16 protein-coding genes are annotated in these 18,550 nt (G+C 45.8%); 10 read left to right on the top strand and 6 right to left on the bottom strand.

What is annotated here, in order from left to right:
- Positions 1-218 precede the first annotated feature (218 nt).
- Both G9G54_RS22840 and G9G54_RS22835 read left to right on the top strand, forming a co-directional pair.
- Positions 219-2,120 (top strand): serine hydrolase domain-containing protein, encoded by a 1,902-nt coding sequence (locus G9G54_RS22840; RefSeq protein ID WP_165179739.1) that lies wholly within the window; start codon positions 219-221, stop codon positions 2,118-2,120.
- A gap of 99 nt (positions 2,121-2,219) precedes the next feature.
- A complete protein-coding gene (locus G9G54_RS22835) occupies positions 2,220-5,255 on the top strand; it encodes a chitinase N-terminal domain-containing protein (protein ID WP_165179738.1) in 3,036 nt (1,011 codons plus the stop codon).
- Positions 5,256-5,497: 242 nt separating this feature from the next.
- Here the strand turns inward: G9G54_RS22835 and G9G54_RS22830 are convergent, their stop codons facing one another.
- Positions 5,498-5,845: a hypothetical protein gene (locus G9G54_RS22830; protein ID WP_025721144.1), complete on the bottom strand. Its 348-nt coding sequence runs from the start codon at positions 5,843-5,845 to the stop codon at positions 5,498-5,500.
- 366 nt (positions 5,846-6,211) lie between these two features.
- On the opposite strand from G9G54_RS22830, the gene greA reads away from it, so the two are divergent.
- Positions 6,212-6,691, top strand: a complete 480-nt coding sequence (greA, locus tag G9G54_RS22825; protein WP_013310174.1) for a transcription elongation factor GreA — start codon at positions 6,212-6,214, stop codon at positions 6,689-6,691.
- Between the two features lie 131 nt (positions 6,692-6,822).
- Here greA and G9G54_RS22820 read toward each other — a convergent pair whose 3' ends face one another.
- On the bottom strand, positions 6,823-7,362 hold the full coding sequence (locus G9G54_RS22820; RefSeq protein WP_039274627.1) for a transcription repressor NadR: 540 nt from the start codon (positions 7,360-7,362) through the stop codon (positions 6,823-6,825).
- A complete protein-coding gene (locus G9G54_RS22815) occupies positions 7,359-8,513 on the bottom strand; it encodes an IscS subfamily cysteine desulfurase (protein WP_165179737.1) in 1,155 nt (384 codons plus the stop codon). Before G9G54_RS22815 ends, G9G54_RS22820 begins: the two co-directional genes overlap by 4 nt.
- A gap of 165 nt (positions 8,514-8,678) precedes the next feature.
- On the opposite strand from G9G54_RS22815, the gene nadA reads away from it, so the two are divergent.
- Positions 8,679-9,785, top strand: coding sequence for a quinolinate synthase NadA (nadA, locus tag G9G54_RS22810; protein WP_165179736.1), 1,107 nt, complete (start codon positions 8,679-8,681; stop codon positions 9,783-9,785).
- 43 nt (positions 9,786-9,828) lie between these two features.
- On the opposite strand, the gene G9G54_RS22805 is transcribed toward nadA, so the two are convergent.
- The gene (locus tag G9G54_RS22805; RefSeq protein ID WP_165179735.1) at positions 9,829-11,184 is read right to left on the bottom strand and encodes an outer membrane protein assembly factor BamB family protein; all 1,356 of its coding nucleotides are present in this window, start codon (positions 11,182-11,184) and stop codon (positions 9,829-9,831) included.
- Between the two features lie 231 nt (positions 11,185-11,415).
- On the opposite strand from G9G54_RS22805, the gene G9G54_RS22800 reads away from it, so the two are divergent.
- The 3 genes from G9G54_RS22800 (at position 11,416) to G9G54_RS22790 (ending at position 13,679) form a co-directional block, all read left to right on the top strand.
- Positions 11,416-11,736 carry a hypothetical protein gene (locus G9G54_RS22800; protein WP_013310179.1) on the top strand — a complete coding sequence of 107 codons (321 nt, stop codon included), beginning with the start codon at positions 11,416-11,418 and terminating at the stop codon, positions 11,734-11,736.
- Positions 11,702-12,535, top strand: a complete 834-nt coding sequence (yidC, locus tag G9G54_RS22795; protein ID WP_165179734.1) for a membrane protein insertase YidC — start codon at positions 11,702-11,704, stop codon at positions 12,533-12,535. Before G9G54_RS22800 ends, yidC begins: the two co-directional genes overlap by 35 nt.
- A gap of 469 nt (positions 12,536-13,004) precedes the next feature.
- Positions 13,005-13,679, top strand: coding sequence for a phosphatase PAP2 family protein (locus G9G54_RS22790; RefSeq protein WP_165179733.1), 675 nt, complete (start codon positions 13,005-13,007; stop codon positions 13,677-13,679).
- A gap of 42 nt (positions 13,680-13,721) precedes the next feature.
- Here G9G54_RS22790 and G9G54_RS22785 read toward each other — a convergent pair whose 3' ends face one another.
- Positions 13,722-14,372, bottom strand: coding sequence for an undecaprenyl-diphosphatase (locus G9G54_RS22785; protein ID WP_165179732.1), 651 nt, complete (start codon positions 14,370-14,372; stop codon positions 13,722-13,724).
- Positions 14,373-14,519: 147 nt separating this feature from the next.
- Here G9G54_RS22785 and G9G54_RS22780 point away from each other — a divergent pair, with 147 nt between their 5' ends.
- Together G9G54_RS22780 and G9G54_RS22775 are read left to right on the top strand one after the other, a co-directional pair.
- On the top strand, positions 14,520-15,233 hold the full coding sequence (locus G9G54_RS22780) for a response regulator transcription factor (RefSeq protein WP_165179731.1): 714 nt from the start codon (positions 14,520-14,522) through the stop codon (positions 15,231-15,233).
- On the top strand, positions 15,230-16,606 hold the full coding sequence (locus tag G9G54_RS22775) for a sensor histidine kinase (protein WP_165179730.1): 1,377 nt from the start codon (positions 15,230-15,232) through the stop codon (positions 16,604-16,606). Before G9G54_RS22780 ends, G9G54_RS22775 begins: the two co-directional genes overlap by 4 nt.
- An 81-nt stretch (positions 16,607-16,687) precedes the next feature.
- Here G9G54_RS22775 and G9G54_RS22770 read toward each other — a convergent pair whose 3' ends face one another.
- Complete coding sequence (locus G9G54_RS22770; RefSeq protein WP_165179729.1) at positions 16,688-17,161, bottom strand: C40 family peptidase; 474 nt, start codon at positions 17,159-17,161, stop codon at positions 16,688-16,690.
- Between the two features lie 353 nt (positions 17,162-17,514).
- Here G9G54_RS22770 and G9G54_RS22765 point away from each other — a divergent pair, with 353 nt between their 5' ends.
- Positions 17,515-18,549: a glycosyltransferase family 4 protein gene (locus G9G54_RS22765; protein ID WP_165179728.1), complete on the top strand. Its 1,035-nt coding sequence runs from the start codon at positions 17,515-17,517 to the stop codon at positions 18,547-18,549.
- Position 18,550: the final 1 nt, after the last annotated feature.

The following is an 18,550-nucleotide window of genomic DNA, read 5'->3' as shown; positions in this document are numbered from 1 at the left end:
CTGTAACACATGAATCCTGATCGACAGGTAAGAAGCCTTCTGCTTACGCGACTCGATCAGGATTCGCTTTATTTGTGCACTCCCGCGATGGGAAGTGCGATGATTCCATAGCGCCATGCTGATGGCTTCCATACGGAGTATAAATATCTGCTCGCTATGCAATCACCGCACGGTTCAAATCATTAAATCAACTTCATACGTAAGGATGGTACTTCAATATGAAGAATAAAGGCATTTGCTACCTATCCGCATTTTTAGCAGCGTTGTTTCTCTGGAACCTGCTCATTGCTTCAGCATGGGCAACAGACAGCATAACACCTGATTCATTGGAAAAAACAGTGGACGATATCATGAATACAGAATTGGAAAAATTGCATATTCCGGGGGCTGCGGTCGTCGTGACCCAAGAAAACCAAATCCTTTTTAGTAAAGGCTATGGATATGCAGATCTGGAGCGGAAAGTGGCATTCGATCCAGCGAAGACCATTGTTCGTGTCGGCTCTCTAACCAAATCATTTAGTGCAAGCGCCACGATGCAGCTGGTTGAGCAAAACAAGCTTGATTTGAATGAAGACGTGAACAGCTATCTCCACAGCTATAAAACTACGCAATACCAAAATCAGCCTTTCAATTTGCATCAGCTTTTGACACATACCTCAGGATTGGATGAAGCGCTGTACGACATTAACAGCTCGAATCGGGCAGGCGTTTTGCCCACAGAGCAGTATCTCAGCGCGTATTTTCAAAATCAGCCTCCCATCCGCAAACCTGGAATTCAGTATGATTACAGCAATGTCGCCTACGGTCTGATCGGTAATATCGTGGAGCAAGTAAGCGGTCAGGGACTGAACGATTACCTCCGTACACATCTGTTCCAGCCGATGAATATGCCCAGCGCGACGCTGGAATTGCCGTTAAATCATCCGGCATTGGCCCAATCGTATCAGTGGAAGGATGGAGCGTATTTGAAACAGCCTTTGTCATATATCAATCTGCCGGGAGCAGGAGCGTTGAACGTCACACCCAACGAGTTTTCCCATTATCTGATCACTCATTTAAACCAGGGCAAGTATGAGGGCAAAGTGGCGCTCCAGCCACATACGGTAAAAGTGATGCATGCGCAGCAATTTGCAGTCGATGCACGCCTGGATGGCGTAGGCTACGGATTTTTCCGTGGTCATTTGGAGACGGGAGTACCTATGCTGTGGGCTACCGGGGAAATTGATGATTTTATTTCGGAAATGGTACTGATTCCGTCGCAAAAGATCGGTATTTTTGTGATCATTAATTCAGCTGACACGGACACCCTGCTTCATGGAAAAGTCATCCATGCGATAGCCCAAATGCTGCCCTCAGAGCCGCAGGCCGTTTCGCAGTCACTAGCTCGTTCTTCCACCCAAGTGAAGCTTTCGCCAGAGATTGAGGGCGTATATCAGGTGGATTCTAATCCTGTTCATGGGTGGGGAAAATGGATTCGGATACTGGGAAACATTACATACACCGTGCGAATTCAAGATGATCATACGTTAATTGTTAAAGGAAAATACCCAAATGAGAATGAAGCAACAGACAAAGTTTTTCAAGCAGCAGGCGATGGATTGTTTGTGGAAAAGGGGGGCCAGCTTAAAATTTTGCTGTATCTGGAAAACGGTACGTGGATGATGGTTGCCCCGGATAGTAAGACCATGAAGCAGACGACACTTTGGCACCGTACCTGGACTCTGCTTGTCAGCTACGCTGCCGCCTCCTTATTTTTCATCACGACCTTGCTGATTTGGATCGTAAGATATGTGATCAGAGATATCCGTAAAACGAATAATCACATTTCGTCCAACCTTGCATTCATTGCGTCACTAAATACGATTTTTCTCGGGGTGCAGGTCATCTATGGTAACAATCAGATCGTGTATGGCTATTCCGCATGGTATATCTGGGGAATTTGCACGCTGCCACTCATTTCAGCACTCATTGCCGTGTGGGTATTAATCGTGAATGGCGCAAAGCTGATTACAGGGGAAAGAAGAACCCGGGCTGCCGGGAAAATCCTATTTGCGGTACTCACATTGCTGCATACGGTGTATCTTTTTTATTGGAATTTCCTTCCTATTCATTATTCCTAAAGATTTACAAAACCATGCATATTCGAACATAAATGAATGCTAAAATTTGTATCTGATGCCCCCCAGAGGGGCTTTAAACCAACAAACAGGAGGGAAAGAATGGGAATCTTTCGTCGTTTTACATCCCGTAGCTTCAAATACGCAACTGCTATGGTTTTCACTTTATCGTTGTACGCTGGTGTTGCGGGCAGCATGCAACCGGCACGGGCAGAAGGTCCGGCGGACCCAGCCCCCTTCATTGCAGCGAAAGTGGTCAATGAGAACGCTGGTAAAAAAGTGCTGTTTGATAATACACATGGACAGACAGCTGGCGCAGCAGATTGGGTGATTGATGGTGGATTTTCAGACTTCGGCCAAGCCCTCGCGAGTAATGGCTATGATGTACACGAGCTTCGCCAATCTACGCCTATTACTTACAATGATCTAAAGAATTATGATGTATTTGTTACGGCAGAGCCGAATATTCCTTTTAAACAGAGCGAACAGGCTGCAATGGAGCAGTATGTAAAAGCAGGCAATAGTATTTTTTTCATTGGAGATCATTATAACGCGGACCGCAACAAGAATCGCTGGGACGGATCGGAGAGCATTAATGGCTATCGTCGTGGTGCATGGGAAGACCCTGCGAAGGGAATGAGTGCGGAAGAAAAAAGCTCGGCAGCAATGCAGGGCGTAGTCAGCTCAGATTGGCTGGGCAGCCAGTTTGGTGTGCGCTTTCGCTACAATGCATTAGGCGATATCACGGCCAATCAGATTGTTGAGCCAGCGCAGGCGTTCGGCATTACAGCTGGAGTGAGTAATGTCGCAATGCATGCAGGATCAACACTCGCGATTATCGACCCAGCGAAAGCCAAGGGAATCGTATATCTTCCTAAAACCAATCAGGCTTGGGGCAACGCGGTAGATCAGGGCGTTTATAACGGAGGCGGCATTCCGGAAGGACCTTATGCAGCTGTATCGAAATTAGGGCTAGGCAAAGCTGCTTTCATTGGGGACTCGTCTCCTGTCGAAGATGCAACGCCAAAATATTTGCGCGAAGAGACAGGAACCAAGAAGACAACGTATGACGGCTTTAAGGAGCAGGATGACGCTGTGTTACTGGTCAATATCGTAGACTGGTTGTCCAAGAAGGAGGAGTATACCAGCCTGACGGAAGTGAAAAGCTTACAGCTGGACCAGCCGACGGCATTACTGCCTTTTGAAGAGCCGCAGACTTCCACGGAACCACAAGCCGAGCCTTGGTCCGCTCCCGCAGCCGGCTACAAATGGTGGGATCAGCGAACATTCAAAGCAGGGTCCTATGGCGGATCTACAGCCAGTGCGCAACCAGTGTACAGCATTGTTCGTCAAGAGCAGCTGCCCAATGCACAGCCTTTTCAAATTCGGGTTACTGCCGACCAACTGGCTCCTAACAGCACGATTAGCGGATTCAGCACAGGTATTTATGTTGCAGGCGGCAATCAAGTAGCCCAAATTCAAAATCCGGATGGAAGCTGGCCAACCTCTTACGGCTATAGCGGAACATTTAGCCTGGAGTCCAACGGCAAAGGCCACGCCTATAAGGACTTGACGGTGCGAATCAAGCCGGGAACCAGTGGTTCAGCTAATCTTAGACTGAGGCAAAACGGCAGCAATCTGCTGACCCAATCCGTCGTGCTGGCTGATGTTCCGGCCCAGCCGTTGCCCGAGGAAGGCAATACGGTTCCAGCTCGTATCAGTGTCGCAGAAGCACGGAGTTTCCCGGCTGGCAAAGTCGTGACCTTAGAGGGTGTTGTGACGACAGAACCAGGTGCATTTGGTGGTCAAGCCTTTTACATGCAGGATGAAAGTGGCGGTATTTATGTATATCAGAACCAAAGCGGCTTTCACCAAGGGGATCGAGTAAAGCTTACAGCAAGCTTGGCACTGTATAATAGTGAGCTAGAGTTAACCGATCCAGTGGCAATTGAAAAAACGGGAGAAGGACAACTTCCGGAAGCTGTACAAGTCACCGAACTCAGTGATGCGAACCAAGGGCAGTTGGTTGAGCTTCCTACGACAATGATTCGTAATGTGATAGACGCCACTCCCGTAGGTTCGTTTGAATTTGATGCAGTATCTGGTGAAGTAAGTCACCATGTGCGCGTCGATGCACGGACAGGCTTAACTCGGACATCTTTTCCATATCAAGAAGGACAGCAAGTGAAGCTGAAGGGAATTTCGGCGATTTTCAAAGGGAATTATCAGTTAAAACCGCGTGGACTGGATGATTTTTCAGCTCAGGCAGGCGCAGCTTTGCAGGAAGTAGAGCTTTCACTGGATCAAACGACCCTCAATATTGGGGATACGGCAGCGACACATCTCAAGGGTACGCTGACAGATGGCAGCGAAGCTGATTTAAGCCGCGCTTCTGTTCAGTATATCAGCAGTCATGAATCCGTTTCGCTGGATACGTATGGAGAACTTAAGGCCCTAAAAGAAGGGACCGCGGAGATTACAGCCAGCGTTACTTTGGGCGGTCAAACAGTGGTGTCCAATCCTGTAACCGTTAGAGTCGAAAAGACTGCTGTAGGTGAAGTGCCGGGTAAACCTGTGCTGTCGCATGATAACGGGCAGGACACCGGGCTGAAGGATGGCAACTACAACATCACCATGAATCTGTGGTGGGGTACGAATGGTGATGAACTCAAGTTGTACGAAAACGACAAGCTGATTGGCACCCAATCGTTGCAAGCCGCTTCCCCTGGAGCACAGCATGCAGTCATTCCTGTTACAGGTAAGACCAACGGTACCTACACGTATACTGTAGAATTGATTAACGCTTCTGGTAAAACGACCAGCGACCCATTAACTGTCGAAGTGACCGATGCTTCCCCTGGCATTCCAGTGCTGTCTCATGACAATTGGGACGGTGACGGCACCTACACCCTTACAATGAACATGTGGTGGGGCACGAATGCGACAAAATACAACTTATATGAAAATGGAGAACTGATCGATGCCCAGGATCTGCCAAGCCAAAGCCCGCAGGCCCAAAGTGCAGTCACCAACATCCAAAATCAAAAGCCGGGTACATATGAGTATCGGGCCGAGTTAGTCAATGCTTCAGGAGAAGTTTCTAGTCAAACGATAAGTGTAGAAGTAAAGGGGCATTAAGTAGAAACGATGGGCCGTTAAAAAGTAAGAGCATCTATTGACCTCGTGAGAGTCTATAGATGCTTTTTTATTTTTTTTCGAAGCGGGAATTATCATTTTAGGATTGGGTTGGCGAAGCGGAAAGTCCCTCTATATCTGAGGAGCCATAGAAGAACATGGCAACTAGAATCACAATAATGACAACCTCTGCAAAATATTCTCCATCAAACTCACTCACCGCATAAGTCTCCTTTCGCCACTTGTTAATTATTTATTTTCTGTGAAAAGGCTTGTATCACCTGGTCCAGTGTCATATTCCCGTTATCATTTAAAAATTTCACCATATTATCGACATTGGATGGAGTGGATGCTAGTGTTTTGTATTTTCCTGTGAGTCCTAAAAACAATGTTGCTTGTCTGTATAAAGTCACGGAATCGACGTTTAGTTTTCCTGTTAGTAGGAGGGCTGCCACGAGGACCTCCACATTTTTTCCTTGAAGCGCAGAAAAGATAGCCGAATTACTGTTTAATCCATTTTTCTTTTGACCGTTGAGGGGGGATTTGGATTTACGATTCCCGTTCCCATTACCATTCTTTCCTAAGGAAGCCATTGAATCTTCCTCCCGCCATATACTGCTCCTGCCTGACTTTCACAAAATTCGAGACAAGGACAGCGGCACTCCATGTGCTCATCAATATACGTTATGATCATACGATATGCGAATAAGAGAGCATTGGTTACTATAAGAATCACCCTGGCTGAAGGCAGTTGGCTACTGTTATCCAGTAATTTATTTCGCATGTTGGTCCGATTTAGAGTAAACTACAATAAAGCAAGCCAAATGAGCACTTGCATAAATCCCAGGAGCGTTTTCAATCAGCAATGTTTAGACTGAAACGGTTTAGTTCGTTTATTGTATTTTTGAGCGTTGAATTGGAATTAAGCAAAATGCTGAAATAGGAGTTGTAGATAAAATATGTCGAATGAAGAAGTATTGTTAACTAAAGAGGGATTGGCCAAGCTGGAGGATGAGCTCAAGGAACTGAAGACGGTAAAACGCAAGGAGCTAGCCGAACGCCTTAAGTTGGCTATCAGCTACGGCGATTTGAAAGAAAATAGTGAGTATCACTCAGCCAAGGACGACCAAGCGTTTATGGAAACCCGCATTCTCATATTGGAGAAGATGCTGACCAAAGCCCGGGTCGTGGACGAGAGTAATTTAGACCTTAGAACCGTTAGTATCGGATCGACTGTCATTCTGAATGACATCGAATTTTCGGAGAAGATGGAATACAAAATTGTAAGTCCTGCTGAGGCGGATGTTCTTGATAACAAAATTTCCTATGAGAGTCCTTTAGGCAAGGCACTTTTGGGAAAAGAAGTGGGCAGTATCATTCATGTGGATGCACCCATGGCTGTAATTAAATATGAGCTGCTTGAAATTAAGCTCACATAGTTCATTCCCGATTCCCTTATATGAGGGGGCCGGGATTTTTATTTCTCGCTGCTTACATACCGTCCATGTGGAGCACAGTTGCACTCCACATACAGGACAGGATTTTCTTTACTCCGCTATAGCGCACTAAGTTAGTCCGTCATCAGGAAGCCCGCTTGCTCCAATGCAGCGCAGGCATCATTAATTTTATCTTCGTCCGAGGCATTCAAGGTGTGCAGGTGGATGCCTCCCGTCAGCTGGGACAAATAAGTGGCCTGGGTGGAGCTGATTTTACGGATAAAATCGTCCACTTCCTTGCGAGTTCCAACCCGTATCGGAGCAGTCAGATCCCCGTATACCGGATGCTCAACAATAACATCCTGCACACTTACACCGTAGTCCACAATCAGCTTTAGTTCCTCTTCTGTCTGTTCAGGTCGATGTTTACACACAATAATACGTGAGGCTAAGGGAGTTGCCTGACTCGCAGGCTCCATATAAATGTATCCTTGACTTGTTGCAAGGATAGGCTCTTGGCTTGCTTTTAACAGGGAAATATCCTGTACAATTACTTGTCGGGAGACGGAGGATCTGCGTGCCAGTTCGCTCCCGGTCAGTGGTGATTCGCTCTTGAGCCACAATAGTAGCTGTTCGCGGCGATCCGTACCTGACCGTTTTAAAGATTCAGTCAACGGGATAAGCTCCTTTCTTTTCGATGCGTCAGGTCTGTCAAAATATCTACCAATACATTCAATTCCTCGATGGTGGTCGTTCTTCCGAAAGAAACACGGATAAATTGTAACGCTTCACGGCCGGATGCTCCAAGCGCCTGTAAAGCAGGCGAAGGATCGTGGTGTCCGGCAGCACATGCGCTTCCAGTTGATATACAGACACCTCTGCGATTACATTCCAGCATAACATATTGTCCCTCGTAACCGTGAAAAAAACATCCTACTATATGATGAAGCACTGCTTTATTCTCGCTTTCCTGTACGGCCCAACGTAACGGAATGGATCTTTCCTGGATTTTCGTAATAAAGTGTCTTCTCAGGGTAGTATATCGCTCCCGATGCGACTCCATCTGTTCGGTCATCATTTCTGCCGCCGCGACAAAGGCTGCAATCCCGGGAACATTAACCGTTCCAGGACGAAATCCGTTTTCATGTAGTGTATCAGGGTACACGGGACGCCATGGGGTTCCGGGTTTGAGATATGCAGCACCGACACCTTTGGGGCCATACACTTTATGGCTTGATACAGAGAGTGCATCTACTCCCATGGATTCTACATCTACGCGAATATTCCCAAATGTCTGTACCGCATCACTATGCAACAAAATACCCCGTTCGCGTAGCAGGGGAGATAAGGCAGCAAGGTCCTGAACCAGTCCCGTTTCCGAATTAGCGTGTTGTACGGAGACAAGTCCGGTGTCTTCTCTCAGGTGAGGTAAAAGAGTTTCGCGAGTCATTCGTCCTTCCCGATCCGGTCGCACAATGGTCAGTTCATAGCCCTGACGTTCCAGCAAAGTAGCAAGGTTGTACATCGAGTGGTGTTCCAAAGCGCTCATGATCCAATGCTTTTTATGCTGAGGCAACCCGTTCAGGATCGATTGCACAATCAACATATTGGATTCTGTTCCCCCGGTTGTAAAATAGATGCCTTCCTTTTGCCCGCCAATCATATTTGCTATTCGTTGCCTGCTGTAATCTAGCGTATAGGCTGCTTGACCGCCCGCATCATGGAGACTGCTGGAATTTCCGAACATTTCCTTATTTAATACGTTATACATATTTAAAGCTTCGCCACACATAGGTGTGGAAGCGGCATAGTCCAGATAAATCACACCAAATCCTCCCTGCTTAAAATAATTCCATTCAAAAACTCTTGAGATTATTGTAGGCATGTGTAAATATAAGTGTCAAGACACTTGTAAATATGTATGTACACAGAGCGGTTATCTGTTCGTGAGAGCGGGAACGATCAGCCGCATCGATATGGAGGGATTCTAATGTCTATGCTTGACGTTTTACAAGGAAATCGAGGGCTTATGCCAGAGCATTATAAGACACTGACGGTTGCTGACATGGAGCAGCGAGTGGCCGAGCTGAAACAAAAATGGGGACCCAAGCTGCTCATACCGGGCCATCACTATCAGAAGGACGAGGTTATTCAATTTGCTGATATAACAGGAGACTCTCTACAGCTTGCTCAATTGGCTGCACAAAATCAGGAAGCGGAGTTTATTGTATTTTGTGGGGTACATTTTATGGCGGAGACAGCGGATATGCTGACTACTGATCGACAGACTGTTGTCCTGCCGGATATGCGTGCAGGCTGCTCGATGGCAGATATGGCGAATGTGGAGCAGACAGAACGAGCATGGAAGCATTTACAGGAGTTGGTAGGAGATACGATCATTCCGTTAACGTATGTAAATTCCACAGCAGAGATCAAAGCCTTTGTAGGACGGCATGGCGGGGCTACCGTGACTTCTTCGAATGCTAAGCAAGTGCTGGAGTGGGCGCTGAAGCAAAAGGAACGTATTTTGTTTCTGCCGGATCAGCATTTAGGTCGCAATACAGCTTACGATCTTGGAATTCCGCTAAATGAAATGGCCGTGTGGAATCCAATGACCGATCAGCTTGAGACTGAACAGGACCCGGCAACTGTAAAAATTATTTTATGGAAAGGACATTGCTCTGTTCATGAAAAGTTTACAGTAGATTATATTCGCAATGTCCGCGAGCGTGATAAGAACATCCGGGTCATCGTTCACCCCGAATGCTCTTATGAGGTCGTACAGCTCGCAGATTGCGCGGGCTCCACAAAATTCATCATCGATACCATTCGCGCGGCAGAGCCGGGAACCCAATGGGCTGTTGGCACAGAAATGAATCTCGTGCAACGAATCAAGCAGCAGTACCCTGAACAGCAGATTGAATCGCTCAATCCCGATATGTGTCCCTGTCTGACCATGAACCGGATCGATCTTCCCCATTTGCTGTGGGCAATGGAGCAGTTTGATCGGGGTGAGCCTGTGGGTGTGATTCGTGTGGATGCTCAGATCAGACAGGATGCTGTACTAGCATTGAATCGTATGCTTGCTATCCGTTAACCTTTTGCTGTTCCAACGAGAATGCTGCTTGAAATCTTTGGCCTTATTTTAAAGAAGCAGGGAGCTTGACGCCAAGCAGACGGTTTCCGCTTTGAATAAATATCATTCCACCGGATTTGAGCGTTGGACCGAAGGAGCGTGAGCCTGTGTTGACAGTAAACACGGGCTTTAAGCTCATCAAATCATAGCCATGAAATACGCCATCTGATTGACCGACATAGACTCCTTTACCGAATACGTCAGCTTGAACGGTCGGATTATCGCCGTCGTAATGAATGAATTGACCTGAGGACAGCTTCATAGCAGTCAGTCTGGATGTACTAAAATCTTGGTAGAACATGCGACCTTCATGAATAGCCAATAAAGGAACAAGTTGATCATAGCCATTTTGCGCCCACTTGCGAGCAGGTTTGCTGTCTGGCTTGTAGTTCCAAAAATCATAGGAAGCTAGTGTCTCTCCCTGAAAGACATAAAGATCTTTGCCGTACAAAAAAGCAGAACCATATACACCTCCAGATCGGTAGACACCGTCTTTATTTTCAGGCTCGGTCCAGCGATACTGACGATCTCCTTTGGATTTACCTGTCTTGAGGTCGTACTGTGCGATCGTAACTTTATGGTTTACCGGGTCATCATCAATCATAAACGTGTTGGCTACAGAGTATACGATTCCGTCTTTAACCGCCAGTGGAAAGGAAGTTCTAAAGCTGTCCCAAAGCTTTTTGCCGGTTTTAGCGTCATAGGCATTAATCTGTTCAAAGGTCAGGCTGCCCTGTACATTATAGTTGCGGATAAGCACACCGTCAGTTTCCATTATTTCGCCCAAACCACTGTATGAGTTCTTATCCTCACTGATTTTCCACTTCACCTTGCCACTGACAGCATCAATGGCAGCCGTTTGCACCGATTGCATAATATATATAGTTGGACCAATGCGCTGAATACGATATGCTTCAGTAAATCCCAGCGGAGTGGACCACACTTTCTTGCCAGCTTCTGTAACGGCATAGATAGAACCGCTTCGTGTCATTCCGTAGATGATACCTTTGTTGTACGTTAAAACAGGGGTAAGCTGATCACCATATTGCCACAATTTCCGACCCGAACTGGCCTCAAGGGCAACCAGTCTATGGTTCGAGTCAACCGCGAATACCTTACCGTTTTCCGCTATTGTTACCGCCTGATCTGGATATCGGTTTCTATCGATTGGGATAACGGGAAAAGACCAGGAAGGTTTGATCACAGGTACTTGGATTGAGGTGCTATAAGCGCCGTTACTCATGGAGACCGCAGACGGCTCTGCACTTGCCTTTTCAGCGAATCCACCGCTGATCAAGGGCAGCCCAATGCTGGCTACCGCCAATCCTGTAAACAATGTGCTATGTATCGTTTTTCTCATACGCGCTGGCTCCTTTAATGGTTAATAGGGGAGTAAGGATTTCAGAAAGTCACCTTTGATTAGACTGTAAAAAAAACCAAAAGTTTCATGTTGTATTTGCATTTTGGTTGTTTTGAGCATAAATCCTTAAATTCAGTTGCTTGTGTCGAACCTGTATCTCTAATTAAAGATTAGTCTCTTGTCTAGTTTTCGTGATATAATTGTGGCAACAAACCGAAGGAGGTGAATCCCTTGTTTGAGCTTCAGGACCTACTCCCTTATTTATTTACAATCGGCTTGCTGTGCACAGTGACTTATACGTATCTCGCTCATTTGCACGGCAATGTACCCGAATGCTGGGTAGAAGGCGGGCCCGTGCGGTCTCATGCTTCTCCACAGATGCCAATGTCTGCCCGTGGACAGGACATGCCTGTCCGGTTGGCCCGACATATCCGGCGTAAGGAAGCGCCGGATGAAGATGCATCCGATTGTTCTCCCTCGTTGAACGATGGCACAGCCAATCAACGAGGAGGAACATATGAAACGATTCAAGGGATTCACCTTTTGGGGTAAAAAAGAACGGATATTTGGATTAATGGTAGTATTGGCGGTGGTCATGCTGCTGTCTGGTTGTGGTGCTAATGCTGCGGAGATAAATGCACAGACACCCGGATTTTTTAATCATTACGTGGTGTTCCCGCTTTCTTGGCTTATTCAGCAATTGGCGCAATGGTTTGGTGGAAGCTTTGGTCTGGCGATTATGTCTTTGACATTCATTGTCCGTCTGGCCTTACTGCCGCTTATGATGCGTCAAACGCGTGCCCAGCAGGGGATGAAGCGTAAGATGAGCGCCATGCAGCCCGACTTGGACCGAATTAAGAAGAAGTATGAAAACAAGAAAGATACCATCAGCCAGCAGAGTATGCAGCAGGAAATGATGTCGCTTTACAAAGAGCATCAATTCAATCCGTTTAATATCGGTTGTCTGCCTATTCTCATTCAGCTCCCGATCTTGAGCGGTATGTACACTGCAATCCGCTTAACCCCGGAGCTGGCGTCTCACTCCTTCCTATGGTTCCGGCTCGGACAGCCAGACTGGATTTTGGCAATCGTCGTCGCAGTTGTATACTTGGCACAGGCCAAGCTTTCTCAGCTTCAGATGACGCCTGACCAGCGCAAGCAATTTGCGATCATGGGCTATCTTTCACCGATTATGATGGCGGTATTTTCCTTTAATGCCCCTTCTGCCATGCCATTATATTGGACAGTAAGCGGCACCTTTTTGTTGCTTCAGTCGCTGTGGTTCCGTAGACGCTATCCAATAGAGGAAGCAGAGAGTAAGGTTAAACTTGGAGAAGTCACACCAACCTAATAGAAGATGATGTTTGTTTAACTTGGGAATTGCACTTGTAGTATGCCACGTGTAATCATAGGATGTCATTCGAGCCGTTTATAAGGCTTGAATGGCGTCCTTTTTTGTTGCTTTTTCGCTACATTCCGCTTGCGATTTTGTAGTCAATATGAAATCCTTATATTATAAAGTGATACTAAAGTTGGGAGAGGCTAGTATGAGAAGTCCAACCACATCCATAGAATGGAATGATAATCAAATAAGGGAGACGGATGCTATTGCATGAGAAGATTAGGCTCTCAACTCATTCAACGTTGCATCGAAGACGCTGTTACGTTGGGTAAAAGGGAGTGGAAGTGATTACCAACAGGGATGCACCTAGTCTTTGAATGAAATGATAAGAGAAAAGTGGGCAAAGTAAGACCTATATCTAAGCTAATGCTGGACTTTGTTTTATCACGTAATGAATATTATGGAGGAACTACAGAATATGAAGCAAACATCAACAAAGCTGCCTATTTCCTTGGCTCTGCTCACATGTATAGTATGTGCATTCGGTTTTGGCTTAGTCGCATTATGGGTGAGTGACCATCAAGTTCGGCGTTTTGACCAGGAAATTATTTCGGCTATTGGACAACTGGAGTCGCCCGACATGACCCGTCTAATGAAATTTTTTACCATGATCGGCAGTGGGATTCCAGTTGTGATCATCATTTTAATTGCCATGTTCGTGCTCTATAGAGTATTGGGACACCGCAGAGAACTGCTTTTTTTGGCGGCGGGTGTATTGGGATCGGTAATGCTGAACACGATACTAAAATTGCTTTTTCAGCGTGCGAGACCGGAGATTAACCGTATTATTGAAGAGAATGGATACAGCTTTCCGAGCGGACATTCCATGACCGCTTTCAGCATGTACGCAGCGCTGACATTCTTAGTGTGGAAGCATGTTCCTTCTAGGATGGGGCGTATCCTTCTTATTGTACTCAGCAGCCTGCTGATTGTAGCAATCGGGACGAGCCGCATTTATTTGGGCGTACATTATCCGAGCGACGTTGTGGGTGGCTATTTTATGAGTGGCTGCTGGATGGCGGCTTGTATTTGGTTTTATCAGCGGTACGAAAAACGACGAATGCTGCCACTTCGATCCAAATCGACAGCATAACGGGTAGCATAAATAATAAAAGCTTATAAAAAAGCAGACGCTTTAGCGTCTGCTTTTCATTTGGACAGAGGAAGTGTGTTCAGTCATCTTAGTTCTGGCCTGGTTACCAGGCATGAGCCCCAGCTTCTGCTCCCATTTTTCATAAAATATAATAGCCGCCTGCATGAAGATGCCAGGAAGCTTCCGGCTTCGAATGAATTGATGAACGCCGACGGCACAACCTGCACCAATAAGCGCACCTGCCAAAATATCCGAGGGATAATGCACTCCGGTCCACACGCGGGATACTGCGATGAGTACAGCCAAGATAACCCAGAGGACACGAAATTTTTGATGATGAAGCCATAAAATGGCAGCCAGAGCAAACGCTCCAAGTGCATGGTTACTCGGGAAAGAAGCATTGGGATCATGATGAATAAGCTGAATGACTGAATGTCCGACAAAAGGCCGATCTCTGTAAAACAAATGTCCAAGGCCCCAACTAATTACAAAGCCGATACAAACCGTTATAACGGCTTCTAAAACTATCATCCGATGCGGCATTTTAAAGGTGAACCAGTAAATCAGCAAAGCCACTCCGAATAAATATGGTGCATATTGCGCCAAGAAAAGCATGGTTCCATTCAAAAAGGCGAGGGAATTAGCCAGTTCATTGATCCAGTGAAATAAAGCATAGTCTACATTAATTAACATGAATAAATTACTCCTTAACATCAAAAAATTGAATAACAAAGTTATATTATAGAGCGACTACACGGATAAAAGCTTAAAATCAAATAAAAAATGAATGTCATTCCCATTACTCATTTGTTTTTTCTTTAGAAAATAGGTGGTTTTGCGATGGAAAAATCGGTGCTGGTCATTGATGATGAAGAGAAGATATCCAGATTGCTTCAGTTGGAGTTATCCCATGAAGGATATGCAGTTGAAATCGCACAGACGGGCAGAGAAGGATTGGAAAAAGCCCTAGCAGGTACATGGGATATCATCATACTGGATGTAATGCTGCCGGAGATGAATGGGGTCGAGGTACTAAAGCAGATTCGAAAAGAGGACAATCATACACCAGTAATTATGGTCACTGCACGTAACTCGACTCCTGATAAGGTTTCAGGTCTGGATGAAGGCGCCAATGATTACATTACGAAGCCTTTTGAGATCGAGGAGTTATTAGCGCGGATGCGGGCCAGCATGAGGCATCAAATGGAGCCAACAGCTACCGCTTCACAAGAAGAGGACAAGCCGCCGTCTAGGCTCCAAGTGGATAGCTTGGTGTTGGAACGCAAGACTAGGTCAGTGGTGCGGGAGGGTAATCGAATCGAACTGACGCCAAAAGAGTATGATCTGCTTCTCTATCTGATGGAGCACAAAAATCAGGTATTGCAGCGGGATCAAATGATTCAGGACGTATGGGGATTTGATTTTGTCGGTGATACGAATGTCGTAGATGTGTATATCCGGTATGTTCGTAAAAAAATTGATCATGGATACAAAAAGAAATTGATAAAAACCGTGCGCGGCGTTGGGTACTGCATTCGGGAGGAAGACTATTGAAGCTTCGGACCAAAATAACCCTGCTCAGTTCTATTTTAGTGATGTCGATACTCCTGTTTGTGGATGTTACAGTTCACCTATTGTTCGTCAAAATCGCTACGCGAAATGAAAGAGAAGTGCTGCAAAATAAATGGACTGAAATCATTGCCGAAACAGGACCCACGATGATTCTAAAGAATGCATGGGGCCCCAAACTGAAAGATGAGCTTTCTGGAGACACCACTCTGAGAGTGTTTGATCAGCAATCCCGACTTCTGTATGAAGTAAGTCGCCAGTCCCGATTTAAGCTGGGCGATATACGTTTTAACACTTCACAAAGTTCTCAACTGACAGATGTACAGGGTCATAAAATTCTGGTAATCCATCTCCCTGTGCTTTCTCCAGAGGGTCATCAGAAGGGGACCCTGGAGATTGTAGAAAAATGGGATGCACTCGAAACCAATCTCGATATTTTAAATACGATCCTAATCACATCCACTGTAGGGGCTATGTTGCTAAGTTTGGTAGGGAGCACGATTTTGGCGAATGCGATATTGCTGCCGATTTCAAGTAGTATTCAAACGATGCAGGAAATTGAAAGAAGCTTGAAATTCAAAAAAATCCCCGCTGGCAGTCACAATCAAGATGAATTATCTCAAATGACCGCTACTTTTAACCGAATGATGGAGAGATTAGAAGAAAGCTTTCAGAGTCAGCAGCAGTTTGTTTCAGATGCCTCACATGAGCTGAATACGACACTTATGATTATTGAGGGCTACGCCAACATGCTGCGGCGGTGGGGCACGCGCGATGAGGACATTCGTAAGGAATCCATTGAATCGATCTATGAAGAAACTCAGCGAATGCGTACGATGACACAGCAGTTGCTGACTCTTGCCTCCTCACAGCAGAAAGACCCTGAGCCGCATGAGCGGATCGAAATGATCGGTTGTTGTCAACAGGTAGTAGCGCATCTCAAGCCTGTACATGATCGTCAAATTTCCATTTTAACAGAAGAGAAAGAAATTTGGTTGGATGCCAACCTGACAAAAATGAAGCAGTTGCTAGTGATCCTGCTGGATAATGCATTAAAATACAGCTCGGATGAGATCGAAATAGGGTTATCTACAGATGAAAAGGATGTCTATATCCAAGTTAAGGATTATGGGATCGGAATACCTGAGGGCGAGATCAAGCGGGTCTTTGAACGATTTTATCGGGTAGATAGCTCCAGGCATCGTAAAACCGGAGGAACCGGGCTAGGGTTGCCAATTGCCAAGGCAATTACAGATGCCCATCAGGGTACGATACGCATGGAGAGCGTAGAAGGAGAAGGAACGGTAGTCATCGTCACGCTGCCTCAAAGACAACAGGAAAGGCTGTCCCTCCAGTAGAAATATCTACTCGCGGAACAGCCTTTTTATTGTTACTTGTAAGTTAAGCATTCGGTGGATGGAAATCATCTAAAATTTATGCTAAAGGACACGACGTGCTGTTGTGTAATTGCGACTCCACCATCCCGAATTTAGATCTGTAACCGTTACGCCGCCTTTACCATACGTATGCAGAATTTTGCCGTTTCCCATGTAAATGGCTACATGATGAATTGGTGCATAGAAAAAGACCAAATCGCCTTTTTTCAGCTGACTACGTGGTACGAAAGTGCCAACGGTTGATTGCTGTCTGGACGAACGTGGAAGCTTGATACCATTTTGTCCAAATACATATTGAGTGAATGAAGAGCAGTCAAAAGAGCTTGTATTGCCAGCTGGGGCTCCATGCTCATAACGCACGCCCATAAACTGGGAGCCTGTAGAAATAATCTGATCAGCTTTACTTGACGAAGCAGCATGAGTAGTGGCTGGTCCAACGACGAAGCTCCCTGCGCTCAATGCCAAAGTCATAGTAAAGCAAATACCCATCCACAATTTTTTAGAAGTACGTTTCATATATAAATTCCTCCGTTATTCGTATTGTGTTGATGTCCTGAAATGACAATAACACAAATAAAATGCCCGGAATTTACCACACATGGTTACAAACCTGTTACCCCAACGCTTTGTTCTCAATTATTAGAAAACGATGAGAATTTTCTCCTTAATTTTGGCTTGACAAATTGTATAGACTCCACTTATAGATAGGCTCGTATGACAAAAATCCACTTGCAGACGATTGGCACAAGCAATCACGCAAAATATACATACCTATATACTACAATTTATAACCTGTACGGGAGTATGCTCTGATTCCCGTTGACATTGTAAGGATCACACCGTATTTCCGGTCAGGAAGGGGAATTCGTATGGCTTCAAAGCAGAATAAAGCACTCAAAAAACGGCGTCTAACCATTGTTCAGGTCATTTCCAACTATCCCGATGCACAGCCGGTACCCTCCAACAAGGGCGGAACAGAAAAGGTCGTGCATGAATTAACGGAGGAATTGGTGAGACGAGGGCATCATGTATCTCTTTTTGCCGCCCTTGGGAGCAGGAGCAGTGCGCGGTTGATTTCCTATCCCAAGGGTTTGAAACATAGTCAGATCCCCCAATATGTACTCCGGCATATGCCTTCCGACACACATATCATTCATGACCATACCTTTCGTTCTGCTGTAGGGCGTAGGAAGCTGCCTTGTCCATCAGTATGCACCGTTCATCTTCCAGTGAAGAGACACGGTAAAAACCCTGTATATGTCAGTAAACGAGCACGTCAGCTGATGGGCGGAGGTAAAGGGTTTTATATCTATAACGGTATCAACACACATGAATACGAGTTCAGCAGTGAGAAGCGCGGCTACTTGCTGTTCATGGGCAGAATTATACGAAATAAAGGTGTATTGCAGGCCATTCAGGTTGCAGAACGAACTGGAAAAAAACTGCTTATTGCAGGTCCTATCAAAGCACCAGAATTTTTCCGTAAAGAAATTCAGAAACGAATTCAGCGCAATCCGAATATACGCTATGTAGGGGCAGTTGGAGGCGATCAGAAACAGAAATTGCTGAAACATGCAGAGTGTCTGTTGTTTCCGACACTGTGGGAAGAGCCATTTGGACTCGTTATGGTTGAGGCCATGGCTTGTGGAACACCGGTGCTGGCATTAAAAAATGGCTCCGTTCCCGAGGTGCTCTCGGGCTTTCCGCAGTTGATTTGCAAATCGGTTAGCCAAATGGCACGAAAAGCACAGCAAAAAAACTACCCGTCACCAGCGAAGCTGCGTTTGTATGTGACTCAAAGATTTACCAATAAACAGATGACCAGTAACTACTTAAGACTATACCGTGAAATCATCCGTCGGCGAGAACAAAAGAGAGGACAACGGCAGCCTATACGGAGGTGAA

The sequence above is a fragment of the Paenibacillus sp. EKM212P genome (genome assembly GCF_011066115.1).
In the GTDB taxonomy this organism is placed as follows: domain Bacteria; phylum Bacillota; class Bacilli; order Paenibacillales; family Paenibacillaceae; genus Paenibacillus; species Paenibacillus polymyxa_B.
The sequence above is the reverse complement of the archived record's forward strand: the minus strand, read 5'-3'. Positions and strand labels throughout refer to the sequence as shown.